This is a genomic window from Methylophaga marina (genome assembly GCF_030296755.1).
Lineage (GTDB): Bacteria > Pseudomonadota > Gammaproteobacteria > Nitrosococcales > Methylophagaceae > Methylophaga > Methylophaga marina.
In genome coordinates, this window is record NZ_AP027741.1 from 221500 (window position 1) to 234027 (window position 12528).

Annotated in this window: 10 protein-coding genes and 1 pseudogene; 7 read left to right on the top strand and 4 right to left on the bottom strand. The window is 45.7% G+C overall.

All coding sequences use genetic code 11. The features are described 5' to 3' along the window. The first annotated feature begins 35 nt into the window (after positions 1–35). A complete protein-coding gene (locus QUE24_RS01125) occupies positions 36–1145 on the top strand; it encodes a PepSY-associated TM helix domain-containing protein (protein WP_286304870.1) in 1110 nt (369 codons plus the stop codon). Here QUE24_RS01125 and QUE24_RS01130 read toward each other — a convergent pair. The 4 genes and pseudogenes from QUE24_RS01130 to doeB2 form a co-directional block, all read right to left on the bottom strand. Next, positions 1138–2567: pseudogene (locus tag QUE24_RS01130) on the bottom strand (NAD-dependent succinate-semialdehyde dehydrogenase). The gene QUE24_RS01125 and the pseudogene QUE24_RS01130 sit on opposite strands and share 8 nt — an antisense overlap. Continuing rightward, entirely contained in the window at positions 2506–3759 is a 1254-nt protein-coding gene (doeA, locus tag QUE24_RS01135) for an ectoine hydrolase (protein ID WP_286304871.1), read from the bottom strand. Before doeA ends, QUE24_RS01130 begins: the two are co-directional and overlap by 62 nt. Then, complete coding sequence (locus tag QUE24_RS01140) at positions 3756–5015, bottom strand: aspartate aminotransferase family protein (protein WP_286304872.1); 1260 nt, start codon at positions 5013–5015, stop codon at positions 3756–3758. Before QUE24_RS01140 ends, doeA begins: the two co-directional genes overlap by 4 nt. A 54-nt stretch (positions 5016–5069) precedes the next feature. Beyond that, entirely contained in the window at positions 5070–6233 is a 1164-nt protein-coding gene (doeB2, locus tag QUE24_RS01145; protein WP_286304873.1) for a N(2)-acetyl-L-2,4-diaminobutanoate deacetylase DoeB2, read from the bottom strand. 213 nt (positions 6234–6446) lie between these two features. On the opposite strand from doeB2, the gene QUE24_RS01150 reads away from it, so the two are divergent. The 6 genes from QUE24_RS01150 to QUE24_RS01170 all read left to right on the top strand — a co-directional run bounded on the left by QUE24_RS01150 (position 6447) and on the right by QUE24_RS01170 (position 12496). Next, positions 6447–7058, top strand: coding sequence for a TetR/AcrR family transcriptional regulator (locus QUE24_RS01150; protein WP_286304874.1), 612 nt, complete (start codon positions 6447–6449; stop codon positions 7056–7058). A 67-nt stretch (positions 7059–7125) separates the two neighbouring features. Then, positions 7126–7698 carry an iron-containing alcohol dehydrogenase gene (locus tag QUE24_RS15915; protein WP_434013669.1) on the top strand — a complete coding sequence of 191 codons (573 nt, stop codon included), beginning with the start codon at positions 7126–7128 and terminating at the stop codon, positions 7696–7698. Continuing rightward, a complete protein-coding gene (locus QUE24_RS15920; protein WP_434013670.1) occupies positions 7698–8285 on the top strand; it encodes a dehydroquinate synthase/iron-containing alcohol dehydrogenase family protein in 588 nt (195 codons plus the stop codon). Before QUE24_RS15915 ends, QUE24_RS15920 begins: the two co-directional genes overlap by 1 nt. A gap of 16 nt (positions 8286–8301) precedes the next feature. After that, entirely contained in the window at positions 8302–9291 is a 990-nt protein-coding gene (locus tag QUE24_RS01160; protein ID WP_286304875.1) for a zinc-dependent alcohol dehydrogenase family protein, read from the top strand. A 15-nt stretch (positions 9292–9306) separates the two neighbouring features. Continuing rightward, the gene (locus tag QUE24_RS01165) at positions 9307–10410 is read left to right on the top strand and encodes an alkene reductase (RefSeq protein WP_286304876.1); all 1104 of its coding nucleotides are present in this window, start codon (positions 9307–9309) and stop codon (positions 10408–10410) included. Between the two features lie 151 nt (positions 10411–10561). Further along, on the top strand, positions 10562–12496 hold the full coding sequence (locus tag QUE24_RS01170) for a PQQ-dependent sugar dehydrogenase (protein ID WP_286304877.1): 1935 nt from the start codon (positions 10562–10564) through the stop codon (positions 12494–12496). The last annotated feature ends 32 nt before the right edge of the window (positions 12497–12528 follow it).

The following is a 12528-nucleotide window of genomic DNA, read 5'->3' on the forward strand; positions in this document are numbered from 1 at the left end:
CTAGCCGATAACAAACCAAAGACCTCAACCTCTCCATGCGAAAATTCTGGATCGAGTTTCACCGAATCAGTGGTTTAATTCTTATTATTCCACTTTTACTACAGAGTATTAGTGGGTCTATCATTGTTTTCGATCATGCTATTGATGAATGGTTAAATCCGCAACTCGTCCTTTCCGGCCAGCTCAATGCTCCTCCTGCACCACTCTCAGACATTTTGTATGCAGCCCTCCATGCCGTGCCCGATATCGCGCATATCAACTCACTGCGAGCACCACGTAACGATAAGGCCATGTATACCGCCTTTGTGGAAATGAAATCGCAGTCACCACTGCATGGCAAAACTATCGAAGTGATGATTCATCCCTACACAGCAGATGTGGTATCAGTGCGTGAATGGGGCAGTTATTTCACATCAATGATTTACCTTTTCCACTTCACCTTTTTATTGGGTGAATCGATGGAGCTGGTGCTGGGCTTTTTAGCCATATTGATGTTAATCAACGTCATTGTTGGTGTTTATTATGGCTGGCCTCGTAGTAAAAAAGCCTGGAACTGGTTGCTGGCACGCACCCAAAAGGCCACCTCAACTGTTGGGCGCTTTCGACGAACTCATATTGCGCTAGGGCTAATGTCTCTACCGATTTTTATTACCCTCATCGTGAGCGGTATCAGCCTGATATTTCCTGATCAAACAAAGTGGCTTTTAAACCGTCCTGACAAAGCATCGCCAAATGTTAAGTGGCTCGCAGATGAACCTGTCCAAGCTGACAAGTGGCTGGTCAGTGCAAAACAGCACTGGCCTGATAAACAATGGCAACGGATTATTCCGCCAACGGAGCAGAATCCAAGCGTTGAAATCCGCTTAAACGCAGAGAATGACCCTCGCCAAACATCTGGTAGTTTTGTGTTATGGCTGAATCCACAAACCAATGAGGTGTTAGCAGAACAAAACTATAATGACATGACGGTCAGACAGAAAAGCGCTTTTTGGTTATTCCCTTTACATAGTGGTGAGGCCTTCGGGCTCACTGGACGAATTTTAGTGTTTGCTAGTGGCTTATTTACGGCTATTTTGAGTATTGCAGGAGGGTGGTTATGGTACCGACGCAAATTCAAGCGTCAGCACCAAAAACGAACTACTTAATCCACACTTGTTTGGCATTCACAAACTCTTTTATGCCATGCGGTCCTAACTCGCGGCCATAACCTGACTTTTTAATACCACCACTAGGTAAGCGAGGATCTGTCTTCACAATCCCATTGATAGCCACTTGACCGGCATTAATTTTCATCGCAAAGTCTTTCGCCATTTCAGCATTATTGGTCCAGACACCCGCCCCCAGTCCAAACTCAGTATCATTTGCTAAGACAAGCGCTTGTTCAGCTGATTCAGCCTTAATGGCACACATCACGGGGCCAAATGTCTCCTCCTTAAATGCGGTCATATCTGCCGTGACATCAGCTAAAAAAGTCACCGGATATGCGAAACCTTTGCCTTCGGGCAGCTCACCTCCTAATAGACAACGCGCCCCCGCCTGAATAGTCTCAGTGACCTGGCGATGCAGGTTATCCCTTAAATCAGCACGTGCTATCGGCCCAATATCGGTAGTTTCTTCCAATGGGTCGCCCATACTTAATTTTTCCAGACGTGTTTTTAATTTATCAATAAAGTCGTCGTAAACAGGGGCTTCAATAATAATGCGCTTTGCTGCAATACATGACTGCCCAGCGTTAATAATACGAGAAAGCGTTGCCACGTCGGCAGCCTCATCCAGGTTCGCATCCGCCAGCACGATCAGCGGATCGCTCCCCCCAACTCGAGCACTGAAGGTTTGATTTCTGATGCTGCCATGGAGGCGACCTTGGCACCAGCTCCAGCTGATCCGGTAAACGAAACCGCCGCAATATCTGGGTGACGAATCGCTTTTTCGACCAATGCTGTCTCCACCGGTAAGTTGACCATAATCCCTACAGGCGCACCGGCTTCTTTAAATACCTGCTCGATCGCCTGAGCACAGCCAGGTACATTCGGGTCATGTTTCATGACACAGGTATTACCCGCCATTAAAGCCGGGGCGAGATAACGAAAGGCCAACCAAAGTGGTGCGTTCCACGGCAGGATACCCAGCAAGGTACCTAGCGGCTGGTAACAGACATAACTCTCAGTCGCATCAGAGGGTAACACTTCATCACTCAGGTAGGCTTCTGCATGCTCTGCATAAAATTCTGCACACCATGCGGCTTTTTCTACTTCAGGCCCACCTTCTTTGACAGGCTTACCCATTTCTTCCGCCATGAGTTTACTGAGTAACGGCTTATTTTGTCTCAGTGATGCGGCGACCGATCTCAATACTTCTGCTCGTTGTTTGATAGGCATGGTTCGCCACGAATCAAATGCATTGACGGCTTTAGCAATGGTGATATTGACGCCTTCTTCATTCAGCGAATCGTAGTTATGAATGTCTTGTCCAGTGTATGGATTCGTTGCAGTTAACATCTCCACCTCATTTCGATTGTTTAGCTTTCGGTTTTGACTTGTCATCAGACTCAGTCTGACGGGCCTCATTGATATCCACTAACTTTTTATCTGCTTGATCAGGCTTTACCGTGAAATCACGATCCATGGTAAAAAAGGATTTACAGCCATCTTCAGTCACATAAATGGTGTCTGAAATACCGCAGGTTTTATCGCCATCCACACCCCACATCCAGGGGATGATGTGGAAAGTCATTCCTTCTTCCAAAATTGCTGACTCACCTTGTTTCAGACTACAGATATAGCCTTCATCCCAGCTAGGAGGAAAAGCAATACCAATCGAATAACCTGAACGTGTCACCAGACGAGCACCAATATCATTATCAGAAATAATATTACGGACCATATTGTCGACATCTGACACGGTCATACCCGGCTGAACCGTTTCATGTACTGCACTCAAGGCTTTTTTCATGGTTTCCTGAGCTTTGTACATTGAGTCAGATAACTCGCCCAATACCGCGGTGCGCATCATGGCCGTATGATAACGACGGTAACAGCCACCGACTTCCAGAAACACATGCTCTCCAGGTTTGACCGTTCTCCCCTCCCAGGTGGCATGTCCGATCATGGTCCGAGGCCCTGATGTGACATAGGGCATGACTGCCGGTGGTTCCCCACCTGCTTTGAACATGGCAGAACTAATGGCAGCGCCAATGTCATTTTCAGTGACACCAGCCCGGGCAGCTTCAAGACCGGCCTTCATACCTGCTTCTGTCGCTTTGGCGGCACGATGCATTAATTCAATTTCAGCGGCTGATTTTCGAATGCGACCTTGCTCGACAATGCCAAAACAATCCAGTAGTTTGCCTTCGGTCAGCGTGGTGTGAATAAAGTCTTGTTGATAAGCGGGGAAAAAGTAACTATTCCGCTCATATCCAATGCGTTTATCTGATAGCCCAAATTCGCGTAAGGCATCCACCAGCATTTGAATAGCATCACCTGTATCAGGGTAAGGCCGAGTTCGCTCTACCCAAGTTCTGGCAATAATATTGGACTCCTCCATCGCCCGGGTGATCATGAAGGGCTCCTGCTCTAGCGGCACGACCAGAGCTTGAAAGAAAGAGTACCCAGTAGTCTGATAATCCGTCATATACATAATATTTTCCGGATCGGTAATCACCACAGCATCTAAATGACGTTGAGCAATTCTGACCCGTAACTCACTCAGACGGCGTTCATATTCCTCGAAGGGAAAGGTCATATCATCGCGTTGTCTCATGCTGCCTCCTCCATGACTTTTTGTGTCGTATTCACCAGCACTTCTAATCCAGCTTGAAGATCATCTTCTGGAATCGTCAAAGGTGGAATCAGCTTGACCACACGTCCACCTGTACCACAACTGGCAATCAGCAAACCAGCTTTAAAGCATTCATCTACAATCGCTTTTGCACGCTCACCAGTTGTCACATCCAAACCTATAATCATGCCCTTACCGCGAACCTGTATTTGCTGAAACTGTTCTTCTAAGGGTGCCAGTGCCTGATACATTATTTCGGCTTTTTGCCTGACTTCCTGCATCAGATCATCATTGTCAAAATAGGTCAGGGCTTCTTTACCAGCTACAAATGACAAGCTCTGTCCACGGAATGTCCCAGTATGCTCACCCGGCGCCCAGTACTCATCGACTTCTGGTTTAATCAGGTTCATCGCCATCGGTGTTCCCATTCCGCCAATACCTTTGGCAAGACATATAATGTCAGGATCAATCTCGATATCATCAAAGCTGAAGAATGAACCTGTTCTTCCCATGCCGACCTGAATATCGTCAACTATTAATAAAGCACCAACATCTCTTGCTAGCTTGGCAAGCACTTGCAACCATTCCTTTGTGGCGACGTTAACGCCACCCTCAGCTTGAACTGTTTCTAAGAGAAAAGCTGCGGGTGGCGTAATGCCGCTGGAGGTATCAAGGTATAGATTACGCATTCGATCCAATTCAGCCAAGCCGCCACCCGACTCTTCATCTTTATCAAAGGGATAGTGCGTAACATGATTAAGAGGCACGCCAGCGGCTCCTCTAAAATATCTGTTAGCTGTAGCTGCAAGTGACCCAAGAGTCATACCATGGAAACCGTGAGTAAACGCGACGATTTCCTGTCGTGAAGTCACGCGTCTTGCCAGCTTCATCGCAGCTTCAACTGCATTTGTTCCCGTGGGACCGACAAACTGCATCTTATGGGTCATACCTCTCGGTTTCAGAATGGTATCTTCAAATTTTTCCATAAATTCACGTTTGGCTGTCGTTTGCATATCTAAAGCGTGAGTCACACCACCGGACTGAATATAGTCCACCACGGCCGAAGTCATACGCTCATTGTTATGGCCAAAATTCAGTACACCGGCACCAGCAAAAAAATCAATGTATTCCTTACCCTCTTCATCGGTTTGCCTTGCATTACTGGCTTTATCAAAAACAACAGGATAGACACGACAATATGCACGGATATTGGACTCACGTTGTTCAAATATACTCATTTACTACCTCCTGGTTTGTGATATCCACTGATAATCAGCGAACGATGTAGTCAGTTATTCTGGCAAGGGCGCACCGACCAAACGCGCATAGAGACGAGTGACCAAAGGAATGAGCTGGTCATTGAAATCATAAAAAGGGCTATGACAGACTGATTGATGTGCTGGACCATCATCCGCCCCCACCAGAGCAAAGGCACCGGGGATTTCGTTTAAATAATAACTGAAGTCTTCAGACGCCATGATGGGCACAAGTGTCTCCGTTTCCATTCCGGCCTGGCCGTATTCAGCCAACCAGTGCTCTCGCACATTCTGAGCTTGCAAGCCATGATTGATAGTCGCTTCATAACGGGGATAAATATTCACCTCACAACACACACCATAACTGGCAGCAGTTTGTTGACTTATCTCGACAATTAAACGATTTATTACATCGCGAGTTTTTTGATCAGGTACACGGATACTTCCACCTAACACAGCTTTATCGGGTATCACCGTCGCTGCACTGGGTGCTTCTATAGATGAAACGTTCACCACAGCAGCTTGTTGTGGAGATAAATGACGGCTAACAATTTGTTGTAACGCCATGGTAACGGCACTGGCGGCCAGCACCGGATCACGACATAATTCTGGCTGACTCGCATGTCCTCCCTGACCAGTCAGAGTAATATCAAACGTGCCATTACCACACATCACGATACCGTCTGGACAAATGAGCTTACCAAAAGGCATTGCTGGCCAATTATGCCAGCCATATATTTCATCTATGCCATTCAAGGCGCCATCTTCAATCATCTTCTTGGCACCATGCCCACCCTCTTCCGCAGGTTGAAACAAAAGGGTGACTGGAGCTGGAAGTTGATCTTCAACCGACTTTAACCAGGCCGCACTCGCTAATAACGTTGCGGTATGACCATCATGCCCACATGCATGCATACAACCTTCATGTTGGGAAACCCAGTCATGTTGCGTTCTCTCAACAATGGGAAGTGCATCCATGTCCGCGCGAAGAACGATATGTGGTTTATTTTTGCTATGCGGGTTCAGTCTGGCCAAGGTGCCAAATTCTGCACAAGGTTCCCAGGGTATACGAAGCAAATCCAGCTGCTCCCTAATTAAGCGTGCTGTTTCTACTTCATGCCAACCTAGCTCAGGTTGGCTGTGTATTTGTCGGCGCAATTGCTGCGCATGATTGATCGCTTGTTGCCAGATGGACACCATCTTGCTCCTTTGCGTTTTGTTGACTCAAAACAGTGCATGTTTTGATGAAACGAGAGTGGTTAAGCACCTGATTAGGTAATTTACGTGTTAAACATGACCACTTTCAACTCTGACAAAGCTAAAGCAAGGCTTGTTCCATTATTTATTTTCCAGTCCATGTAGCAGACAAAACAAAAACTAGACGACTGGTCTAATATATGAAATGATAACAACATGACACAAACAAACAAACCACGCTCAACGGATACCAGACATCAGATCCTCAGTACTGCTCAGCAAATCATTCTTGGTAAAGGGTTCGCTGCTGTAGGCTTGAATGAAATATTAAAAGCAGCCAATGTGCCCAAGGGGTCTTTTTATCACTACTTTGAGTCAAAGGAACACTTTGGAACGGCCTTACTTGAGCATTATTTTGAACAATACATCGCTGGACTGGATACCCAATTAAAGGCTGATAAACGCCCTGCTGTTGAACGTCTCATTGCCTACTTCGAGCAGTGGAAATCCAATCAATGTAATGACACCAGCATGGACAGATGTCTGGTAGTGAAATTAAGTGGAGAGGTAACTGACTTATCTGAGAGTATGCGACTCACATTAAAAAAAGGTACTCAACAAGTCATTGAGCACCTTGCCATGTGTGTACAAGCAGCCAAAGATAATGATGAAATTAAATTAACTGCAGATGCTCAAACAGTCACAGAAGAACTCTATTATTTATGGATAGGTGCCACCCTGATGACAAAAGTTAATCACACCCCGGCTGCGCTTGAGTTAGCAATGAGTGCCACGCTGAGTAAGCTCGGACTCCCAAATCACAACTGATCATCATAATTATATTTATCCAATTCATAGACGACTGGTCTATTAAAGATACTCAGAGGTATGACAGATGAATAATTTCAACTTTTATAATCCAACACGCATTGTTTTCGGACAGGGCCAGATCGCTGAACTGACCAATCTAGTTCCCGAAGATGCAAGAGTTTTAGTTTTATTTGGCGGGCAAAGTGCACGTAAAAATGGCACATTAGATGAGGTTCTAATGGCACTGAATGGACGCCATGTGGAGGAGTTTGGCGGCATTGAAGCCAATCCCAGTTACAGCACGCTAATGCGTGCAGTTGAGCAAATTCGTCAGCATGAATTGAACTATTTATTAGCTGTGGGTGGTGGCTCAGTCATAGATGGAACCAAGTTTGTCGCTGCTGCGGTTCAGTGCGAAGGCGATGCATGGCAGGAAATACTAGTGAATCATGCCACAAATATTGATAAAGCCTTACCATTTGGCTCCGTACTGACCTTACCTGCTACGGGTTCAGAAATGAATGCCAACTCTGTGATTACACGTTATGAAACTCACGAGAAACTGGCCTTTAGCAGCCCGCTGGTGTATCCGACATTTTCAATACTGGATCCTACTAAGGCCTATACCCTCCCCCCAGACAACTCGCCAATGGTGTAGTGGATGCCTTTACGCACATTATGGAGCAATATCTGACGTATCCAGTAAATGCGGCGGTACAGGATCGTTTCGCTGAAGGTTTATTGCAAACACTGATTGAGATTGGACCTAGTTTGCTTGAAACACCCGATGACTATGACCTTCAAGCTAATTTTATGTGGACTGCTACCTTAGCTTTAAACGGCTTGATTGGAGCTGGTGTGCCGCAGGATTGGGCAACGCATATGATCGGTCATGAAATTACCGCTCTGCATGGCTTGGACCATGCTCAGACATTGGCGATTTTATTACCTAGTGTGCTTCACGAACAGCGTACAAAAAAATCCGACAAATTACTGCAATATGCACAGCGGGTATGGGGCTTGGAAGATGGTAGCGATGATGACCGAATTAACCTTGCCATCACAAAAACCCGCGATTTTTTTGAACGAATGGGGGTAAAAACGCATCTGACTGATTATCAGATCAGTGCCGATGCGATTCCAGCGATGGTCCAACAGCTTGAGCAGCATGGTCTTACACAGCTTGGTGAACACAACGATATCGATCTGGAAAAAAGCCAACACATTATACAAGCAAGCCTATAAATACAAGGAGCGCTTTATGACAAAGACTATTCAATTTTCTGAGGCCGGTGAGCCATCTGTTTTATCTATTATTGATGAATCTGTGCCTGCTCCCGCGGCAGACGAAGTGCAGATTAAAGTCCATGCTATTGGTCTTAACCGTGCTGAAGCTATGTTCCGCCGTGGCCAATATCTCGAAGCACCGACATTCCCTGCACGCATAGGCTATGAATGTGCTGGCACAGTCAAAGCGGTTGGCGAAAATATTAAACACATCAAAGTGGGCGATGCGGTCAGTACTATTCCCAATTTCTCTATGAATCAATATGGAAGCTATGCAGAGCTGACAAATATGCCGATCACGGCTGTCACCCCACATCCTGAAAATTTAAGTTGGGAACAAGCGACATCAGTATGGATGCAGTATCTAACAGCATATGGTGCCCTGATTGATATTGCCAAAATGAAAGCCGATGATTTTGTCTTAATCCCTGCTGCATCCAGCAGTGTCGGACTCGCAGCGATACAGTTATGTAACTTGATGGGTGCCACGCCAATCGCCATGACTCGAACGGCTGATAAAGTCGAACAACTTCACCAGCTTGGTGCCGAGCACGTGATTATCAGTGAACAGGATGATGTGGTTGATGCCGTCATGGCCATCACTGAAGGTCGTGGTGTGAATATCGTATTCGATCCGGTAGCTGGCCCTATGCTAAGTACGTTAGCTGAAGCTTGCGCCCCACTAGCCATGATTTTTCAATATGGTGCACTGAGCGCAGACCCCACGCCTTATCCATTATTCACTGCATTACAGAAAGGCCTCACGATTCGTGGCTACACCTTATTTGAGTTTACCAGTGCACCAGAGCGTTTAGCTAAAGCCAAAGAAAAAATCTTTGACTGGTTAAAACATTCCCAGCTGAGCCCAGTCATAGCAAAGACATTTGATTTTGACGATATCGTGGCAGCACACAGCTATCTGGAAGCCAATAATCAATTAGGCAAAATTGTTATTACACTCTAACTCTAAGGATTCACTATGACATCAATGAATCAGCAAACAGAATCACTTTTATCGCCTATCGAACTGGGTTCTATCAGCTTGAAAAATCGCGTCATCATGGCGCCTTTAACTCGTAATCGGGCTGGTGAAGGCTTGGCTCCGACGGAAATGAATGTGGAGTATTACCGTCAACGTGCATCAGCCGGCCTCATTATTAGCGAAGCAACATTGATTTCAGCAAAAGGGATTGGCTATCCGAACACGCCCGGAATCTACAGCGATGCTCAGATAGAAGGCTGGAAAAAAGTGACTGAAGCTGTCCACGCTGAAGGTGGCAAAATTGTATTGCAAATATGGCACTGTGGCCGGGTCTCACACTCTTCCATGTTACCCGACGGTATGAAGCCACTCGCCCCTTCAGCCATCAAACCTGCCGGTGAGGTATATACCTATGAGGGAATGAAGCCCTATGAAACACCCGAGGCAATGACTGCAGATGATATCAAACAGACAATTGATGACTTCCGAACTGCCGCTTACAACGCGCTCACAGCAGGTTTTGATGGTGTAGAAGTACATTCTGCCAATGGTTATCTGCTTGACCAATTTTTGCGTGATGGCAGCAATCAGCGTACAGATGGCTATGGCGGCAGCATTGAGAACCGTGCCAGACTGACATTGGAAGTCGTTGATGAAGTTTGCAAAATCTGGGGTTCGGACCGAGTTGGGGTTCGTCTGTCACCTCTTCAACCCTTCAATGATATGAAAGATAGTCAGCCTCAGCAGACTTTTGAGTACGTTATTAAAGCGTTAAATGCTTTCAATTTAGCGTATTTACATATCACAGAAATGGGATCAGAAAATCCGGGCATGGCAGGTCCGGCATTTGATCTGAGTTTATGTCGTGAATGGTACCAAGGTCATTACATGACCAACAGTGAATATACGTTTGATACCGCCAATGTTGCTATCAAGAGTGGTGACGCTGACTGTATTTCATTTGGCAAACTATTTATAGCGAACCCGGATTTAGTGGAAAGATTTGCCACGCAATCGCCGCTCAATACTCCGGACAGTGACTCATTCTATGGTGGTGATGCCCATGGTTACATCGACTACCCTTTTCTTACTGAACAATAACTGTCGGTAAAAAGTAATCCATTTTTAGACAATAAGTACTCCAGGTATCAGAAAAAAGCACCCTGATACCCGCATAAAAACAGTGCAGTGATGATAACAATACAGGTGTCGCTGTTCTGATCATTAAGAAATACAGACTAAAGGAGGATGTATGACATTAAAGACTATCTCTAAGCTAGTATTAGCCAGCACAGTAGGACTAATGAGTCAGGCTGTATTGGCAGATCGGGCAGATGCAGAAGCAAATCTGCACAAACTCAACTTGCCAGAAGGATTCCATATTGATGTATATGCTGAAGTCGAGGGTGCTCGTCAAATGGCATTGGGTCAATCAACAGGAACAGTCTTTGTCGGCACACGCGGTAATAATGTTTTTGCTGTTGTTGATAAAAACAAAGATCGCAAAGCGGAAAAAGTCGTCAATATTCTTGATGATTTAAAAGTAGGTAATGGCGTCGCCATGCACCAGGGTAATCTCTACGTCGCTGAGCAAAACCGTATTGCACGCTACGCTGCACCAGGTTTTGACCTGACGCTCCCATTCAAACAAATGCGTGAAGTCATTTACGACAAACTCCCGGATAAAGCCCATCATGGCTGGCGTTATATTGCTTTTGGCCCCGATAACAAACTGTATGTGACGGTCGGCGCCCCTTGTAATATCTGTAACCCTGAAGGTATCGAGGCCAGCATTATTCGTATGAATGCTGATGGCAGTGAGGCTGAGATTTATGCCAAAGGGATCAGGAATTCAGTCGGTATGGATTTCCAGCCCGACACTGGTGACTTGTATTTCACTGATAATAATGTCGATATGATGGGTGATGACACCCCACCAGGTGAGCTCAATGCGGCTCCTGAAGCGGGTATGCATTTCGGTTTCCCATTTTATGCTGGTGGCAAGGCACAACATCCAGATTGGAAAGACAAAAAAGTCCCACAAAAAGTCACCTTCCCAGTGCAAGAGTTTCAGGCACATACAGCGAGTCTGGGCCTTAAATTCTATACAGGAGACATGTTTCCAGCCGATTATAAAGGCGATGCTATTATTGCTCAGCATGGTTCCTGGAATAGAACCAGCCCTGTTGGTTACCAGTTAATGCGCGTCACTTTTGATGATAATCATCAGGTAACGGGTCAAGAAGTCTTTATTGATGGTTGGTTACAAAATGGAGAAGCCTGGGGACGACCAACCGATGTATTACAACTTTCTGATGGTTCATTGTTGATTTCAGATGACTACAATGATGTGATTTATCGTGTCAGCTATGGCGATGACAAAGCAGCAAAAGTCGCTACGTCTCGCTCAAATAGTCAAACGATCAGCGGCTTGGTGATGCCTGAATCAGCAATTGCTGCACCAGATGGACGTGTGTTTATTACTGAAATTGGTGAGTTTGGCAAAGCGGGTGATGGTAAGGTTACCGTTATTGATAAAGACGGTCAAAAGTCAACTTTAGCCACAGGCTTAAATGATCCAAAAGGCATCGATTTATGGAATAACGAACTGTATATTGCTGACGTCGATCATGTCGTGAAAGTCGACATGGATGGCAAGGTCAACGTTATCGCTGATAAGAAAGCACTTCCAGGAAAACCCGTATTCCTGAATGATGTGGAAATTGATGGTAATGGCACCATTTATGTTTCAGACAGTGGCACGGATGAAGGTGAAAACGCTGGTATCTATCAAATCACACAAGCAGGAAAAATAAGTGAAATTTTAAATACCAACTCGGCGATTAAACGCCCAAATGGCCTATTGATGGATGGTAATGACACACTATTAGTCGCCGACTTTGGTACTGGGGATCTGTACCGCACATCTATCAGTTCAGGCAAAACCGAGGCCTTAAACAAGGGCTTTGGTGGCGCAGATGGTCTGGTCAGAGACAGCAAAGGTTATCTTTACGTGAGTGATTGGCAGAATGGTAAAGTCTGGCAATTAGTTGAGCCTAAAGCGACACCTCAGCTCATCAGTGAAGACTTTGTCTCTGCAGCTGACATTGCACTATCTGCAGATGGTCAGTCAATACTGGTACCTGACATGAAAGCCGGCAAATTAATCTCTTTGCCAATTCAGTAAATCATTCTATCTATGCCCGGTGTTCACACCGG